Annotated in this window: 17 protein-coding genes; 10 read left to right on the forward strand and 7 right to left on the reverse strand. The window is 56.1% G+C overall.

Annotated elements, in window-relative coordinates; translation table 11 throughout:
- Nucleotides 1-50 precede the first annotated feature (50 nt).
- The 10 genes from ACR0LN_RS02085 (at nt 51) to ACR0LN_RS02130 (ending at nt 10,910) form a co-directional block, all read left to right on the forward strand.
- A complete protein-coding gene (locus ACR0LN_RS02085; protein WP_480427451.1) occupies nt 51-1,094 on the forward strand; it encodes a pyridoxal-phosphate dependent enzyme in 1,044 nt (347 codons plus the stop codon).
- On the forward strand, nt 1,091-2,236 hold the full coding sequence (locus tag ACR0LN_RS02090) for a M24 family metallopeptidase (protein ID WP_480427452.1): 1,146 nt from the start codon (nt 1,091-1,093) through the stop codon (nt 2,234-2,236). Before ACR0LN_RS02085 ends, ACR0LN_RS02090 begins: the two co-directional genes overlap by 4 nt.
- On the forward strand, nt 2,233-2,940 hold the full coding sequence (locus ACR0LN_RS02095) for a maleate cis-trans isomerase family protein (RefSeq protein ID WP_480427454.1): 708 nt from the start codon (nt 2,233-2,235) through the stop codon (nt 2,938-2,940). The genes ACR0LN_RS02090 and ACR0LN_RS02095 overlap by 4 nt, the downstream gene beginning before the upstream one ends.
- A gap of 149 nt (nt 2,941-3,089) precedes the next feature.
- Entirely contained in the window at nt 3,090-4,181 is a 1,092-nt protein-coding gene (locus tag ACR0LN_RS02100) for an ABC transporter ATP-binding protein (RefSeq protein WP_480427456.1), read from the forward strand.
- A 111-nt stretch (nt 4,182-4,292) separates the two neighbouring features.
- Complete coding sequence (locus ACR0LN_RS02105) at nt 4,293-5,384, forward strand: extracellular solute-binding protein (protein ID WP_480427457.1); 1,092 nt, start codon at nt 4,293-4,295, stop codon at nt 5,382-5,384.
- A 66-nt stretch (nt 5,385-5,450) separates the two neighbouring features.
- Nucleotides 5,451-6,722, forward strand: a complete 1,272-nt coding sequence (locus tag ACR0LN_RS02110; RefSeq protein ID WP_480427459.1) for an ABC transporter permease — start codon at nt 5,451-5,453, stop codon at nt 6,720-6,722.
- A gap of 5 nt (nt 6,723-6,727) precedes the next feature.
- On the forward strand, nt 6,728-7,939 hold the full coding sequence (locus ACR0LN_RS02115) for an ABC transporter permease (RefSeq protein WP_480427460.1): 1,212 nt from the start codon (nt 6,728-6,730) through the stop codon (nt 7,937-7,939).
- 160 nt (nt 7,940-8,099) lie between these two features.
- Nucleotides 8,100-9,320 carry an aminopeptidase P family protein gene (locus ACR0LN_RS02120; protein WP_480427461.1) on the forward strand — a complete coding sequence of 407 codons (1,221 nt, stop codon included), beginning with the start codon at nt 8,100-8,102 and terminating at the stop codon, nt 9,318-9,320.
- 166 nt (nt 9,321-9,486) lie between these two features.
- Nucleotides 9,487-9,855 (forward strand): group I truncated hemoglobin, encoded by a 369-nt coding sequence (locus tag ACR0LN_RS02125; protein WP_480427462.1) that lies wholly within the window; start codon nt 9,487-9,489, stop codon nt 9,853-9,855.
- Entirely contained in the window at nt 9,852-10,910 is a 1,059-nt protein-coding gene (locus ACR0LN_RS02130; protein ID WP_480427464.1) for an adenylate/guanylate cyclase domain-containing protein, read from the forward strand. The genes ACR0LN_RS02125 and ACR0LN_RS02130 overlap by 4 nt, the downstream gene beginning before the upstream one ends.
- 3 nt (nt 10,911-10,913) lie before the next feature.
- Here the strand turns inward: ACR0LN_RS02130 and ACR0LN_RS02135 are convergent, their stop codons facing one another.
- From ACR0LN_RS02135 to ACR0LN_RS02165, 7 genes are all read right to left on the reverse strand, one after another.
- On the reverse strand, nt 10,914-11,528 hold the full coding sequence (locus tag ACR0LN_RS02135) for a TetR/AcrR family transcriptional regulator (RefSeq protein WP_480427466.1): 615 nt from the start codon (nt 11,526-11,528) through the stop codon (nt 10,914-10,916).
- A gap of 79 nt (nt 11,529-11,607) precedes the next feature.
- Nucleotides 11,608-12,477: a polyphosphate kinase 2 gene (gene ppk2 / locus ACR0LN_RS02140; RefSeq protein WP_480427467.1), complete on the reverse strand. Its 870-nt coding sequence runs from the start codon at nt 12,475-12,477 to the stop codon at nt 11,608-11,610.
- A 49-nt stretch (nt 12,478-12,526) separates the two neighbouring features.
- Nucleotides 12,527-13,477: an alpha/beta fold hydrolase gene (locus ACR0LN_RS02145; RefSeq protein ID WP_480427469.1), complete on the reverse strand. Its 951-nt coding sequence runs from the start codon at nt 13,475-13,477 to the stop codon at nt 12,527-12,529.
- A gap of 4 nt (nt 13,478-13,481) precedes the next feature.
- Nucleotides 13,482-14,420 carry a homoserine O-acetyltransferase MetA gene (gene metA, locus ACR0LN_RS02150; RefSeq protein ID WP_480427471.1) on the reverse strand — a complete coding sequence of 313 codons (939 nt, stop codon included), beginning with the start codon at nt 14,418-14,420 and terminating at the stop codon, nt 13,482-13,484.
- Between the two features lie 39 nt (nt 14,421-14,459).
- Nucleotides 14,460-15,332, reverse strand: coding sequence for an ATPase (locus ACR0LN_RS02155; RefSeq protein ID WP_480427472.1), 873 nt, complete (start codon nt 15,330-15,332; stop codon nt 14,460-14,462).
- Nucleotides 15,333-15,380: 48 nt separating this feature from the next.
- A complete protein-coding gene (locus ACR0LN_RS02160; RefSeq protein WP_480427473.1) occupies nt 15,381-16,277 on the reverse strand; it encodes a DMT family transporter in 897 nt (298 codons plus the stop codon).
- 107 nt (nt 16,278-16,384) lie between these two features.
- Nucleotides 16,385-17,353: a porin gene (locus tag ACR0LN_RS02165; protein ID WP_480427475.1), complete on the reverse strand. Its 969-nt coding sequence runs from the start codon at nt 17,351-17,353 to the stop codon at nt 16,385-16,387.
- Between the last annotated feature and the right edge of the window lie 15 nt (nt 17,354-17,368).

Below are 17,368 nucleotides of genomic sequence, written 5' to 3' on the forward strand. Positions count from 1 at the left end.
AACTCGACGGATGGGATCACGTCAATGGGCAACACAGGAAAGACACTCACTTGAAACTCACATCAAACCCGTATCGTGGCGGCGCCAAGCTGATTGAGGCCGCACCATATCCGTCTACCGATGCAGGCCGTGTAGCCGACCTGTTGAACCAATGCCCGGCGGCGGCCGAGACGCCCTTGGTGCCGGTCGATGGTTTGGCCGACGTGGCGGCACTTTGGGTCAAGGATGAGCGTGGCCGAATGAACCTGGGGTCGTTCAAGGCGTTGGGTGCGGCCTATGTCATCGCGCGCCACGCGGCAGATGTGTCCGAGAAGCCGGATGGTGGTACTCTGTCTGGTCGGACGTATGTCACGGCCAGTGCGGGCAATCACGGAATGAGCGTCGCCGCTGGCGCTCGAATTTTCGGTGCGAACGCAGTCGTTTATATCGCCGACACCGTGCCTGAAAGTTTTGCTGACCGCCTGCGCGCACAGAATGCTCAGGTCGTGCGGCATGGCGCGGATTACGCCGCCAGTATGGATGGGGCCAGCAAGGCCGCGCAGGACAACGGTTGGATATTGCTGTCGGACAGTTCGTGGGACGGGTACTTTGAGCTGCCGCATACTTTGATGGAAGGGTATTTGCAGATGGCCGCAGAGGCCGCCCAGCAATGCCCGGAAGAACCGACCCATATCATGCTTCAGGCCGGTGTCGGCGGGCTGGCGGGCGCGGTCGCCGCATATGCGCGAACCGTATGGGGTGATAGACCGACGATCATCGTGGTTGAACCCGACGCCGCGCCAGCCTTGCAGGCGAGTATTGAGGCCGGGGCATGTGTTTTTGCCGACGGCCCAGACAGCGTCATGGGGCGGCTGGATTGCAAAGAGCCGTCGCTGATCGCCCTGAACGGACTTGCACGAGATGCGGACTATTTCCTGACCCTGACCGATCAGCAAGTGACGGAACATCTCTCGGCCATGGCCTCGGCAGGTATCGCCACAACTGCATCGGGTGGGGCAGGTGTTGCTGCTGTCATGAATGCGGATGCGCGCAAGGCTCTGGGCATTGGTCCTGATGCCCGGGTGTTGTGTTTCCTCTCTGAGGTTGCTGAATGAGAGGGTTCGACACGTCCGAGTTCCAGTCCCGAACCGACCGCGCGCAACGTCGCATGGCGCGGGCGGGTCTGTCGGCGCTGCTGCTGACCACCGAACCCGAGATTCGCTATTTTACCGGCTACCTGACCCGCTTTTGGGAAAGCCCGACGCGCCCTTGGTTTTTGATCCTTCCTGCGAGCGGGAAGCCGATCGCTGTCATTCCTTCGATCGGAGAAGCCTTGATGGCGCAAACCTGGGTCGAAGACATCCGCACCTGGAGCGCGCCGGACCTGACCGATGATGGCGTCAGTCTGTTGGCAGAAACCTTGTGCGAAATCTGTCCATCGGATGCAGTGATCGGTCTGCCGGATGGACACGAAACCCATGTCCGTATGCCTCTGGCCGATCTTCACCGGTTACAACAGGGGATTGGCCATCGTCGCTTTGGAAGTGACGACGGCATTCTGCGTAGGCTTAGGATGGTCAAATCCGAAGCGGAGATCGCAAAGATTGAAACCGCCTGTGCCATTGCTGGGCGGGCTTTTCAGCGCGTGCCTGAGATTGCAACAGAAGGCGTGGCGGTGGACGAAGTCTTTCGCCGCTTTCAGATGTTGTGTTTGGAAGAGGGCGCGGACTGGGTCCCATACCTTGCAGGCGGCGCAGAGCAGGGCGGTTATACCGACGTGATTTCCCCTGCGCGGGCGACTGCGTTGAAATCTGGGGACGTGCTGATGTTGGACACCGGTCTGGTATGGGACGGGTATTTCTGTGACTATGATCGCAATTGGTCAGTCGGACCCGCCAGCGCCGAGGTTCGCGATGCCTACGCCACGCTGATCGAGGCATCGGATGCCGCCTTTGACGTCGCGCGGGAAGGCAATACGGCAGCCGATCTGTATCACGTTATGAACAACATCCTGTCTAGCCAGAGCGAAGACACTGGTGCAGGCCGATTGGGGCATGGGTTGGGGATGTCGTTGACGGAATGGCCGTCGATGATCCCAGATGACCACACTGTTCTGGAACCCGGGATGGTCCTGACGTTAGAGCCCGGCATCTCGGTCGGAGGCAAAATTTTGGTCCACGAAGAAAACATCGTCATCACCGATGGCGAGCCGCGTTTTATCAGCCCCAGAACGAGAACGGAGTTGCCCCAGATATGAGCTATTTGCCGCACACGCTGGACGAGGATGATCCCAACGCAACGCCGATGGGGCTGATTGTACTGCAGACCGATGAAACCATTGAACCCGAGTTCAACGCCTATTTCGCCGACCGGTCCTGTCCGATCTATGTTTCGCGTATTCCAAGCGGAGCTGAGGTGACAACGGACACGCTGGCAGAAATGGAAAAAGCCCTGCCAGCGGCTGCGGCTTTGCTACCCAAAATTCGCCCCTACAAGGTCGTCGGATACGGGTGCACCTCGGCCAGTTCCATTATCGGCTCAGCCCGGGTTGAGAGGATGGTTCAAAAGACCTGCAAGGCCGCGGTGGTCACGAACCCACTGCGCGCTGCGTCGGCTTGTGCGGCGCATGTGGGCGTGTCGAAATTTGCGCTGCTCTCGCCATATGTCGAAGAAGTGAACGAGCCGTTACGTCGGGCATTTGCTGAAAACGGGGTTTCGATGGACGTTTTTGGCTCATTTGGAGAGGCCGAAGAATCGAAAGTTGTGCGCATCTCACGGCGATCGGTCGTTGACGCAGCGCTTAAACTTGGGGCTGATCCATTAGTTGAAGCTGTTTTTATAAGCTGCACGAATCTAAGGACTTTTGACGTGATACCCGAGGTGGAAAAACGTCTGAGCAAGCCTGTTTTATCAAGTAATCAAAGCCTTGCCTGGCATATGCGAAAGCTGAATTTTGCTTAGGTGCGGTTTGAGTTGTTCAAAAATTGTCATGTCACCGACACATTTTGGTTGCGCGTCCTGCCTCGCGTGTCCTTAAATGGCGCCGATAGGTCTTTGAGATCCGGATAAACCGGGCAAACAACAGGCCGCACAGGGAGCCAAGTCGGTATATGTCCAATGACGCAGCGTTCGTCGAATTTCAGCGTGTCCAAAAGTCTTATGATGGCGAAGTACTCGTTGTAAAAGATCTTAACCTCTCAATGCCCAAAGGTGAGTTTCTGACAATGCTGGGTCCGTCAGGGTCTGGTAAGACAACTTGCCTGATGATGTTGGCCGGGTTCGAAACCGCCACGCATGGCGAGATCATGTTGGACGGGCGTCCGATTAACAATATCCCGCCGCATAAACGCGGAATCGGGATGGTGTTCCAGAATTACGCGCTGTTTCCGCATATGACCGTTGCCGAAAATCTGTCCTTCCCCTTGGAAGTACGGAAGATGGGCAAGGATCAGCGCGAAGAAAAGGTAAAGCGCGCGCTGGACATGGTGCAGATGGGGGCTTTTGGCAGCCGCCGTCCGGCCCAATTGTCTGGTGGCCAGCAACAGCGGATCGCACTGGCGCGGGCGCTGGTGTTCGAACCCGAACTGGTTTTGATGGACGAACCGCTGGGCGCGCTGGACAAGCAATTGCGTGAACATATGCAATTCGAAATCACACGTCTGGCGCATGAGCTGGGGATCACCACCGTATATGTGACCCATGACCAAACCGAAGCTCTTACGATGTCTGACCGGGTTGCCGTTTTTGACGATGGGCGGATTCAGCAGCTGGCTCCACCGGATCTGTTGTACGAAGAACCCGAGAATAGCTTTGTCGCCCAATTTATCGGCGAAAACAATACGTTGGAAGGCGTTGTTAAGTCAATTGACGGCGACTCTTGTGTGGTGGCTCTGGACGATGGGTCCGAGATTGATGCCAAGCCGGTGAATGTTCACAATGCGGGTGATCGGACCAAAGTATCTATCCGTCCAGAGCGGGTCGAGTTCAACAAAGACCGACTACACGCCGATGCGCATACGCTTACTGCGACGGTTAAAGAATTCATCTATATGGGTGACGTGTTCCGGTTCCGCCTGTCGGTGGCGGGGAATGATGATTTCATCATCAAGACACGGAACGCACCGGATGCGGTGAAGCTGCATCCAGGTCAAGAAGTCGAGATCGGCTGGTTGGCCCAAGATTGCCGGGCGCTGGACGCCTGAGCCGAAACCTTCCCGCGCGGTCCGCCCGGGCACGCGGGACACTCAGAGGATCGGGTTGCCCCGTGATCCGGTCTTCAAAGCTACAATTACGGGTATAACAGGGAGTTAACTATGAAAGTGACTAAATCCACTCTGCTGGCCAGTGCAGTTGCTGCGGTTGCTGGCGGTGCAATGGCCGAAGAGATGACGATCGTCTCTTGGGGCGGCGCGTATTCTAAATCGCAGCTGAAGGCGTATCACGAGCCCTATTCCGAAAAGACAGGCGTCACCATCCTGAACGACGACAGCTCGAACGAAGCGGTGGCCAAGCTGCGCGCGATGAACGAAGCGGGCAACATCACATGGGATGTGGTTGACGTTGTGGCTTCGGACGCGATCCGTCTATGTGACGAAGGTCTGGCGCTGGAAATCGACTTTGACAGCCAACTGGCCGCGGCACCTGACGGGACTCCGGCGTCCGAGGACTTTGGCGACCTGCTGGTCAGCGACTGCTTTATTCCGCAGATCGTGTATTCGACCACCTTTGGCTATCGGACCGATCTGGTGGGTGACAACCCTCCGACCGAAATCTGTGCCGTGTTCGACCTCGAGACTTATCCGGGCAAGCGTTCGCTGGAAAAGCGTCCGATCAACAACATGGAATGGGCTCTGCTGTGTGACGGTGTAGCCAAGGACGACGTTTATGATGTTCTGGCAACCCCGGAAGGGCAAGATCAGGCGTTGGCCAAGCTGGACACCATCAAGGACAGCGTTGTCTGGTGGTCTGCGGGTGCCGACACGCCGCAGCTGTTGGCTGATGGCGAGGTCATCATGGGCTCGACCTATAACGGTCGCCTGTTCAGCGTGATCGAAGAGCAAAACCAGCCGGTCGCCATGCTGTGGGACGCGCAGGTGTTCGATCTGGACGGTTGGATCATCCCCGCCGGTCTGAGCGAAGAACGTCAGCAGCGCGCGTTGGACTATATCATGTTCGCAACAGACACGCAGCGTCTGGCGGATCAGGCCAAGTGGATTTCATACGGTCCTGCACGCGCGTCTTCGGCGCCGTTGGTCGGTCAACACGCGGAACTGGGTATCGACATGGCACCACACATGCCGACCGATCCAGAAAATGCCAAGAACACGTTCCTGTATAACTACGAGTTCTGGGCCGACTACCGCGACGACATCGACGCGAAATTCCAGGCGTGGCTGGCGCAATAAGCCCGCTTTGTAAGACACGGTCGGGGCCACCATTGGCCCCGACCCACAAAAGACCAAGGGACGCAGATGACTGACGCTACTCAATCCGGCCCGATGCTGGCCGCCGATGGCACGCCTCTGAAAAAATCGCTGGCGCGTTCGTTGCGACGTCGCAAACTTCGGGCCTTGGCCCTCGTTGCGCCCTTGTTGCTGTTTGTTCTGCTCTCGTTTGTGATCCCGATCGTTTCGATGCTGTTCCGGTCGGTGGAGAATGGCATCGTGGCCGAAACGCTGCCGCTGACAGTAGTCGAGCTAAGGAACTGGGATGCTGAAAGCGGTGAGCTACCCGACGAAGCCTTGTATGCGGCCTTTACGAAAGACATGGTCGCCGCAGTTGAGGCGAAAGAGCACACGAAACTGGGTACACGGCTGAACTATGAACAGACAGGCATGTCCTCGATGTTTCGGAAATCAGGTCGTAATATTAAGAAAATAGACCCCGAAGCTGATGCGCCGTTCAAGGAAAAGCTTATTGATATTCACGATGGCTGGGGCGACGTGGAAACGTGGCGCACGATCAAAACCCATGCTGTTCCAATCACAAACGGATATTTCCTCAACGCGATCGACATGCGTCGAACCCCTGAGGGGGCTCAGGCCCAACCAGAAGACAAGCAAATCCTGATCAAGCTGTTCGGACGCACTCTGTTCATGTCTTTGGTGATTACGGGCGCGTGCATCCTGCTGGCCTATCCGGTCTCGTACCTGTTGGCCACCTTGCCGATGCGGGTTTCAAACCTACTGATGATCCTTGTTCTGTTACCATTCTGGACATCGCTACTGGTGCGAACTTCGGCTTGGAAAGTGATGTTGCAACAGCAGGGTGTGATCAACGAAACGCTGGTCTGGCTTGGTCTCGTGGCGGATGACGCGCGGCTTGTAATTATCAACAACCAGTTCGGCACTATCATTGCGATGACGCATATCCTGCTGCCATTCATGATCCTGCCGATGTATTCCGTTATGCAGACGATCCCACCGTCCTACACCCGTGCGGCTAAATCCATGGGGGCCACCAACTGGACGACATTCTGGAGGATCTACTTCCCGCAATCCATTCCCGGTATCGGGGCGGGGTCGATCCTCGTGTTCATTCTGGCCATTGGCTACTACATCACGCCCGAGATCGTCGGCGGCACCAAAGGCGTCTTTATCTCGAACCGGATCGCGTACCACATCTCGTCCTCACTGAACTGGGGTCTGGCTGCGGCGCTGGGGACGATCCTGCTGGCGGTCGTTCTGTTGCTCTACTGGTGCTACGACAAGATCGTTGGCATCGATAACGTCAAGCTGGGTTAAAGATCATGGCAGCACTTACACCTATATCCCGCAAGCCGTTGTCGGTGGTTCTACCGACAGTAGCTGTCGCAGGAGGTTTCCTCGGCATGTTTGTTGGCGCCGGACAGGGCAGTGTTCTGCTTGGCATCCTAGTTGGTGCCGCATTGATGGCGGGCCTCGCATGGCTTTATATCACTGTGCTGGACAACGAGCGCGTCGCGCGCTGGATCACCATTCTGGGTCTTGCTTTGGTCGGTTATTTCTTTGCAGGTATGACCGGCCTGATTGTGGGTCTGTTGGCCGGATGGTTCTTCGCGTTCTTTATTTTCTGGCTTTACGAAGGGCGCTATCGCCGAAAGCTGTTGCCGTACCTGACAGGCCGTCAGGTTTTCGAACACTACCTGTTCCGGGTAATCTGCGGAGCGATCTTCGTTTTCCTGATCACGCCGATCCTTGTGGTTCTGCCGCTGTCGTTCAACGCACAGGACTTCTTTACCTTTACGCCCGAGATGCTGAGGCTGGACCCCGAAGGGTATTCGCTGAAACATTATCGCGATTTCTTCACCAATAATGAGTGGCAGCGCAGCTTCAAGAACTCGCTGATCATCGCGCCGATTGCGACGTTCATTTCGGTGTCGCTCGGTACATTGGCAGCTATTGGTCTAAGTCAATCGCACGTACCGGGGCGGCGCGCCATCATGGGGGTCTTGATTTCGCCGATGATCGTGCCGCTGATTATCTCAGCCACAGGTATGTTCTTTTTCTATAGCGATATCGGTCGGTTCCTTGAGGGAACGCTGGGAATGGATAAGAACTTTGTCGGCTATGTCAAAGTCATCTTGGCGCACGCAGTTCTGGGCATTCCGTTCGTAATCATCACCGTAACGGCAACTCTGGTTGGGTTTGACCAATCGCTGACCCGGGCCGCGGCGAATATGGGGGCAGGGCCGGTGCGGACCTTCTTCAAGATCCAAATGCCGTTGATCCTGCCGGGGGTGATTTCGGGCGGCCTGTTCGCCTTTATCACCTCATTTGACGAAGTGGTTGTGGTGCTGTTCGTCGGTTCGGCCAGCCAAAAGACGCTGCCATGGCAGATGTTCACCGGTCTACGTGAACAGATCAGCCCGACAATTTTGGCGGTTGCGACCATCCTTGTGGTGATTTCGATTGCGCTGCTGACCACAGTTGAATTGCTGCGGCGGCGGTCAGAGCGCCTGCGGGGGCTTAGCCCGGCTTGACGCGACTCGAAAGCTGATTTAGCGATTTCACCATGCACTCCGGTCACGATGGCGTCGTGACGCAACGCGGGGTGCATGGCTCTCGGTTCCCGAGGCCGCTCGTCCTGAACGCCGGGGCTTGTGGCCGGGCGATGCCTGTCCGGCATTGAGGAGAGACCCTATGAATGACCTGAACAATCGCCCCGAGTTCTTTACCTGCCACAATGGCGACAAAGCACCGTTGCCTTTCAGCAAGGCGGAATATGCGCGCCGTCTGGCCAGCTTGCGCGCGACGATGGCCGCACGAGATATCCCTGCGGTGCTGCTGACGTCGATGCAAAACATCGCGTATTATTCGGGCTTCCTGTATTGCTCATTTGGCCGGCCGTACGGCTGTGTCGTGACTCAGGAAAGTTGCACGACGGTTTCGGCAAATATCGATGCGGGCCAGCCGTGGCGACGCTCGGTCCAGGACAATGTCATCTACACCGATTGGAAGCGGAACAATTACTGGCGCGCTGTGGCTAATCTGATTGGTTCCGCTAAAAGGATCGGTATCGAAGGCGATCACATGACCCTGGCGATGCGCGACACCGCGCTGGACATGCTTGGCGGGCCGGAACTGGTGGACATTGCACCTGACACAATGGCCGCGCGGATGGTTAAATCCGCGGAAGAGATCGAATTAATCAAAGGCGGCGCACGCACTGCAGATGTCGGCGGCGCGGCCGTTCACGCCGCAATCCGCGAAGGCGCGACCGAGATCGAAATCGCCATGGCTGGTCGTGATGCGATGGAGGCTGAGATTGCCCGCGCTTACCCTGACGCCGAATATCGTGATACATGGGTTTGGTTCCAGTCCGGACTGAATACAGACGGGGCACATAACCCAGTTACCAAGCGGGCGTTGCAAAAAGGCGATATCCTGTCATTGAACACTTTTCCGATGATTTCAGGCTATTACACCGCGCTGGAACGCACTTTGTTCCTTGGCGAACCTGACGCGGAAAGCCTGCGTATTTGGAAAGCCAACGTAGCTGCGCATGAACTGGGGCTGAGCCTGATTAAACCCGGCGCGACATGCTCGGGCATCTGCGAAGAAATCAACCGCTTCTTCGCGGATGAAGGGCTGCTGCAGTACCGCTCATTCGGCTATGGGCATTCTTTCGGAATTCTCAGCCACTACTACGGCCGCGAGGCCGGGTTGGAGCTGCGTGAGGATATCGACACAGTACTGGAACCCGGCATGGTTGTCTCAATCGAGCCAATGCTGTGGATCCCGGAAGGTCAAAAAGGCGCCGGCGGCTATCGTGAGCATGACATTCTGGTTGTCCAGGAAGACGGCGCGGAAAACATCACCGGCTTCCCGTATGGCCCCGAACATAACACGATCAGCGCCTGATTTGATCGGCAGGAGGGGAAGCATTCCTTCCTGCCACACCTCAAAAGCCGATGGGGACTGCCGTCCCGTGCCCGGTGTTCTGCCGAACCACTTATAAGCGTTAACAAAACTGTCAGTATGATATAAACTTGCAGTGTTGTTCTTGGTTGATGCTTGGGTGTGTAGTGTGGGTCAAACAATCTATGAAAGATATGGTGGGTTTAAAACGATCAGTCGGATCGTGATGACTTTCTATGAAATGGCCTTGGATTCCGATCAGATTGGCGGTCACTTCGAAGATATCGACATGCCGCGTCTGATTGACCATCAGACAAAATTTGTTTCTTCGCTGGTTGGTGGGCCAGCGTCTTTTAGCGACGATAGAATAGAGGCCGTGCATCGGAACCTGAACATCTCTCACGCTGACTTCGATGAGATGGCCGAGCTGTTTGCTGAAGCGCTTTCAATGCACGGGATGCGAGATGATCACATAAAGATCGCCTTGCAAGCCATAGAATCAAAACGGGCCATTATCGTTGCGCGAGACGCGGCATGAGCATTTTGGCAATAAACGAACAATTGCTCCGCGCGATTGGTGTTGGCGTGGCAGTCGTGCGCGCATCGGATTTGACTTTTGTGTTCCACAACGGGCCATTTGCTGAATGGTTTGGCGCCCCGACCGAGGGGCAGACTTTACTGGATATTTTGCCCTCGCTTGATCCGCGCGAGTTGGACGACGTCAAGCAATCCGGGCTCCGCTACACCGTTGAACTGCAGATCAAGCCAAAACGTAGAACGCTGATATTTGCGACAGCTGTTTCACTGGCAAACGGTTTGTCCGAACAGGTTTTGGTTGTCGAATGCCAGAACATCACGCGCATTCGAGAGCTTGAGAGTATGATCGACAGCTACTCGACCATGGTCGAGCGCAACACGCGGGAATTGGAGCGCGAGAAGGAGCGGGTCGAGAGGCTGTTGCTGAACCTGATGCCCAAGGCTGTGTACGAAGAGTTCAAAACGTTCGGCGTTGTTACACCGCAACTGTATGATCAGGTTTCTGTTGTGATGTTGGATTTCGTGGGGTTCACGGATTTCGCTGCCAAAACCGACCCGACCGTCACGCTGAGCGAGTTGAACGACATATTCACCGCCTTTGACCGCATCGTTGAGCAATTCGGTTGCGAGCGGATCAAAACCATCGGCGACGCGTATTTGGCGGTTTCCGGGATGCCAGACCCGACACCGGATCATGCGACCGCCGTTGCCCATTGCGCCGTACGTTTTTTGCGATATCTGGAGCGACGCAATGAAAGCCACCCTCATAAGTGGCAGGCCCGGATCGGGCTGGGGACGGGGGCTGCGGTTGGGTCTGTGGTGGGCATTCAAAAGTACGTTTATGATGTTTTTGGTCCGGCTGTGAATATCGCGTCACGCCTGCAAGTGTTTGCCAATCCTATGAAAATCGTTGCCCCTGAAGAAATGAAATACGCTCTGATCGACGAATTTCAGGTCTCGGATCTGGGGAGTGTGGATATCAAAGGCATGGGTGCGATGGAGCTTATCAATGTCACGTCTGGGCTAAGTGCACCGCAGCCATTGTCCAGATTCTAAATCTCAATCATCCTGTGGAACCAATCCCAATCCGCGCAGATAGATACCAATCCCGGATTCAAGCAAATCCTCCGGCGGGAAAGGTGAGCTTGCACCGGTGTTTCGGGCGAACAGTTCAACGACACCGTGGCTCATGGCCCAGATATGTGCGCTGAACATAGACGCCGGAGGGCGCTTTTCAGGTGGGATATGTTGCGAAAGGTCGGCTGCGGCTTTCTCTAGCACACCCTTGGCACGGTTGGCAGCCAGCGCCAGTTTCGGGGTTCGATTGATGGAAATCCCACTTTCAAACATGGCGATGTAGTGACCCGGATGTTTGCGCGCAAAGGCCAGGTAGGCACGGCCCGTGGCCTCGAACGCAGCCAGGGCTGAGGGCTGCCCTTTGTCGTAAGCGTATTGCATCAGGTCCGCGAACATCTCAAACCCTTGGCGGGCGGCCTCGGCGATCAAATCCTCGCGCCCGTGGAAATGGCGATAGACCGCCGCAGGGGTGACACCAGCGGTCTTTGCAGCCTCGGACAAGGTAAAGCCGGTTGGCCCTTTTTCCTCGATCAGCGACAGGGCAGCCTCAATCAAAGCTTGTTTGAGGTTCCCGTGGTGATACCCGCGTTTTGTCATCCCTGTTTAAGCTGCCTTTGTTGTTTAAGTTATAGGAATGAATGACATAGGTCGCGCGGCTGTATTCGTCCACCGGAGATCACGCATCCCAGATTTCAGGCCCGCCGCAAATTCTAGGATCGTTGGGCCCGATGGCATCCTCATCCTTCTCGTCATAGTCCAAAGCGTGCAGCACGGTACGAATGGCCGCGAGACGCGCCCGTTTCTTGTCGTCTGACCGCACGATGGTCCAGGGGCAATGTTCGGAATGGGTGCGTGTCAGGGTCTCGGAAATCGACTCGCTGTATTCGTCCCATTTGTTCAGGCCGGCGACGTCGATCGGGCTGAGTTTCCATTGTTTGAGCGGATCAGTCTCTCGAGCCAGAAACCTATTCAGCTGTTCGGCCCGGCCAACGTTCAGCCAGAACTTGAACAGTTTGATCCCATCATTCACAAGACCGGTTTCCAACGGCAGAACCTGCCGGAAAAACCGCTCGCGTTGCTCAGCCGTACAGAACCCGAACACGTTTTCGACAACGCCTCGATTGTACCAGCTGCGGTCAAAAAACACGATTTCCCCAGCGGCGGGCAGGTGGGTGACGTAACGTTGGAAATACCACTGACTGCTTTCCGTATCCGACGGTTTGCTTAGGGCTACGTTACGCGCCCCGCGAGGATTTAGATTTTCCCGGAACCGCTTGATTGTACCGCCTTTTCCTGCTGCGTCGCGTCCCTCGAAAATCAAAGCGACGCGTTGGTCTGTTTCTTTGATCCACGACTGCATTTTGACCAATTCGATCTGCAGCTTTTCCATCTCTTTGTCGTAATCCTTACGCTTCATCCGTTCGTCGTAAGGGTAGGTCGGGTTCAGAATGTCGTCTTTTCCCGACTTTTCGATGGCCGATCGCACCTCTTTCGGGGCGTCTTTTTTGAAGTACTTTTCGATGGAACCTTTTTCGGAACGGGCCATGCGTTACCTCGCCATAAAATCCATAACTTACTATGGATTAGCCGAGGGCTTAACGCAAACCCGCACGTTGGGCTGCGCGGTCAATGGCTGCGGCGACCTCGGGGGCGGCGACCACCTGCGGCATATGCCCGATCCCAGGCAATTCAATCAGTTCCGCACCGGGGATTTCGTCGATAAGGCGATGCGAATGCCACTCAAGGCCAACGGTGTCATCAGCAGTGCCGTGGACGATCTCGGTTGGAACATCGATTTCGCTGTAGCGAGGCTGTAATTCGCGGACCTCTTCCAGCAGATTGGCGCGCTGTTTGGCGTTCGCATGCATCGAAGCGCGGCGCATGGTCAGGCCGGGGCCGAAATGGTCTGCATAGCCCTCGGGCGCTGTTTGAGGGGCGAACACCCGATCTAATGCTTTTCCCACGTACCATTCAGGGACAAAGGCAGTGACCAGCGGCAGCGCACCAGCATTCCCGGCCGAAGTGGCTGCCATTTTGTTGAACCCGTCCAGGGGCGTCTCCCATGGGATGGCGGCGGGTGCGATCAGGACAAGACCCGAGATGTTGTCTGGCCGCGTCACAGCCCACGCAAGCGAGACAGACCCGCCATAGCTTTGCCCGGCGACGATAGGCGTGTCAACCCCGAGTCGGGCTGCGGCCTTTTGCAAAATATCTGCTTGTTCTTCAATCGTTTCGCCATCAGGGTTGAAGCTGGCGCTATAGCCCAGACCCGGACGGTCGAACACGATCACACGGTAGTTTTCAGCCAGGATTGGCGCCAGAGCAAAGGTCATATCGCGCGTATTGCCGCTGGACCCGTGGATCAACACGACGTCCGGTCCTTCACCCACTACGACGGCATGAACGGGGACGCCGTCGACGTCGACGATCTGACCTTCGGGCGGAAAGGCGGCTTCGGCCCGGGCCTCGTTTCGCGCAGCGCGCCAGATGGCGACGGCCCACAGCACGACCAGAAGGGTCAGAGCGATGAGGCCGACGCGCATCATCTTCTCAGGCTCTCAGATCGGTTATGTCCACACCGATCCGGCTGATGTCATAAGGTGTGGTGCCGTAAATCTCGCTGATCCAGTTGCCGTAAAGCAGATGCGCATGGCTGCGCCACCGGTTTTGTGGTGTCTGGCTCGGGTCGTCGTCAGGATAATAGTTCATCGGCACGTTGATGGGCGTGCCATTGGCAACGTCGCGATCATACTCTTGCTTCAGAGTATCGCTGTCATATTCGAAATGGTTGAAGATATAGAGCGCACGATGCGCCGGGTCTTCAACCAGACAGGGTCCGACATCTTCGCTACCCAACAGAGTTTTCAACCCGTCAGCGCCGTCGATTTCACCTTGCTTCATTTCGGTCCAACGGCTGACAGGGATCACACAATCATCCGAGAAACCGCGCAGGAAGGGGGAAGCAGGTTCGAGGTTCGCATGACGGAAGCAACCAAATGCCTTGGCGTCCAGCATGTGTTTCTTGACGCCGTGGAAATGGTTGATCATCGCCATGCCGCCCCAACACACGCCAAAGGTGGAATGCACATTGGTTTGTGTCCATTCGAACACTTCACGCAGTTCTTCCCAATAAGTGACGTCGTCGAACTCTAAATGCTCGATCGGAGCACCGGTAATAATCAGGCCGTCGAATTTCTCGTCCCTGACTTCCTGAAAGGGGCGATAGAACTCGGCCATGTGCTCTGCGGCGGTATTCTTGGTGCGATGCTCTGTCATGCGGATCAAAGATAGGTCGATCTGCAGTGGCGTCGCCCCGATCAGACGGGCGAACTGGTTTTCCGTCTGAATCTTCTTGGGCATCAGATTCAGAAGGCCGATCCGCAGGGGGCGAATGTCCTGACGCATTGCCTGATCCTCGGCCATGACCGAGACGCCCTCTTTCGTGAGGACATCAAACGCGGGCAGGTCGGAGGGAATCTTGATCGGCATCAGGTACAAGCCTTTGGAGTTACAGTGTAGAGGCGGTAATTAAGCGCGGTTGGCGCGGGTCTCAAGGGTGCGTTCGATCAACTCGTCGAAATCGGCGGCGTCGCGGACCTTGTGCATATCACCGGCGGTGACTGCGACGCCCCAGTTATCCGCCATTGCCTGATAGCGCGGCTGACGATGCGCCAGTGCCTGGGCATAGGTCCAGCGGATAAATGCGTTGGGGTCTACATCTTCTGCGCGGCAGGCGTGCTGTTTCAGGTATTCATCCCAAACACGTGTCAGGAACTCTGGCTGGTAAGACATTGGCTTGGGCGCCTTGTCGAAACGTCGAACCAGTTCGGCTGTGTGGTCCTCATCCCCTTTGATCCAGATCATCAGCGTCTGACTGGACAGTTCTGACAGCACGTGATCGGTGGGATCGTTCGGGTCTACCCATTCGCAGATCGAGCCGCCTGTGTCGCAGATAAAGTGCGGGTATTGATACAGACGCTGCGCGCGATCGATAAAGTACTCGGTATCTAGCAGGGCATAAATTTCAGCTTGCCGGAACTGTTCTTGCCTGCGGCGGTATTCCGGCAGGTCCAGACCGCCCATTGCAGGGTTTCCTGGCTTGCCCAGATAAGCGGCAACGGGGGTCAGGTTTTCGAACGTAATATTCGAGCCGATGAAGATCGAGTCTGACAACAACAACTCGCGCAGGAAAGGGACTTTCATCGCCTCGGCCTTTGCGTTGTCTGCGATGTATTCGCCCATGTACCGGGTGCCAATGCGGTAATCGATCGAGTAATGGAACCAGTCGCCAGAATCCCGCAGGACATTCGAGACATAGGTCTTGCCCAGACCCGACATACCGAAAAACAGCACCTTTTTTCGCGCCGCGTCGCGCCAGTCTTTTGCCGAGCTGTAGATCATTACCGCTATCCCTTTTTCTGACCTAGCTAAAACGGGCAGCGGACGGCGTCAATCGCGTGGGCCCGAGCGGTTGAGGATCAGCAGCCCCAGCGCGAGGATTGCAAAGCCCAGAAAGGCCTGTGGTGGCAGAGCTTCGTCTCGTAGAACTGCGCCCAAAACGATGGCGACTGGAGGGATGACCAGCGTCACAAGCAGCAGGTTGCCAGCTCCGGCCATAGCAAGAACCCGGTAATACAGCAGGTAGGCACCGGCGGTTGCGATCAGAGCGTAGTAGCCAATCGCAAGCCATGTTGTCATCGGAAGGTCCAAGCGAGGCGCGCCATCAACCAAAAGTGTAAGGGGCAGAATCAACACGGTTGACGCAGTTAACATACCAGCCGCCGCAACGACGGGCGGAAGGTCCGACAATGTCACGCGTGCCCAGGCACCGGCCAGTGCATACGAAATTGTTCCTGCGATAATAGCCAGTTGCGCCGCGCTCTGAAGGTCGAAGCTGGCGAAGTTCCGAATGCCTATTGCAACCGCTACACCTAGAAACCCAAGACCAACTCCTATTGCTCGTGATCGGGTCAAACGTTCATCCTTGAACAATAGCGCAGCGGTTATGACACCGAAAATGGCCGTCGCCGCATTCAGGATCGAGGTCAGTCCGGTCTCGATGTATAGCTGTCCCCAGGCCATTAAAGAGAACGGTATCGCGTTGTTCAGCAGACCCATGACGGCAAATGAAAACCAGATACGGGGGCTGCGCGGTACGGGCAACTTTCGGACCCAAACGACCAACCACAGCACCAGCATGGCCCAAAATACCCGGTGGAGTACGGAAGTCATTACTGGAATCGTATCCAATGCTATCCGGATCGATACGAACGAAGCGCCCCAGATCAAGCCCAGCAGAAGAAGCTCGGCCCATGCGTTTGGGGAAAGATGTTTTTGTTTTGCCATGGTTCGTTCTTGCAGTTGGGCTTGCTTCATTCGACCCGGAACTTGCGCAAAGGGAAACCCCGCCCAAAAGGACGGGGTCTCAATTGCTTTCGGTGAGCTTTCGATACTTAGAAAAGAGTATCTTCCAGCGTTGTCAAAGCGTTGTGACGCGGCGCCATTGCTGCCCGTGCGACGCTGTTGAGCGGCGTAGCAGCGCTGCGATCGCCAAGTGGGAACGTCAGACCAAGGCGAATGGTATCTATGTCGCCGCTGACACTGGCGATATCGATGTCCGTTCTGGCCAGTTCCAAGGAAACCTGAGCGGGGATTTCACTGATTTCACGCAAGTTAAAATCGACTCCAATACCAAATGTGGTGAGATCCGTATCGATATCGCTGAATGATTGGTGCACAACGCCGGCATAGGTGCCCCAGCCACTAGCAAATTGGTAGTAGCCGCCCAGGCCAATGCTGTACAGATCAAGGTCAACGCCCCCGCCTGACACATCGCTGCGGACGTAATGACCGCCGAAAGACGCGTTATCTGATACCTGATACCGGAACAGAGCGCCGATGTCGGTCCAATCTGCGCCGCCTGGCAGATCGGGGGACGTTGTGGATTCACCGACCCATGCTTCGAAACCGAAACCTTCAACTACGTAGCCACCTGAAATACCATAGGATGTTACGTCGGTGGACAGGCTGAAGCCCAAGCCAGTGTCCAAATCAGCATCCGCATAGTCGAGATAACCGCCCAAGACTCCGCCGCTGTTGAATTGATAGTTCAACGTGGTTCCAAGATCCCACACGGATACGTCACCCGAGAAATCATCGGGATCAACAGAGTAGTACTTGGCGTCCAAGCCCCAATGCAGGCCGTTATCAAAGCTCAGCGTGCCGGTTGCGTCGCCCGTAAAAGTACTAAAGTCGCCACCGCCGTCTGACAGGGATGATTGTCCATAGCCCAATGTCGCTGCGCCACGAAATTCCTGGGCGTTGGCAATTCCCGCAGTCATGCAAAGGATCGCTGCGGTTGAAATTTTGCTCGTTTTCAACAATTTCATTCCTCGTCTTTTTGTTGTGCGCGTCCCGTACATGACCTGGTTCTGAGT

The organism is Ruegeria sp. AA6 (assembly GCF_056542865.1).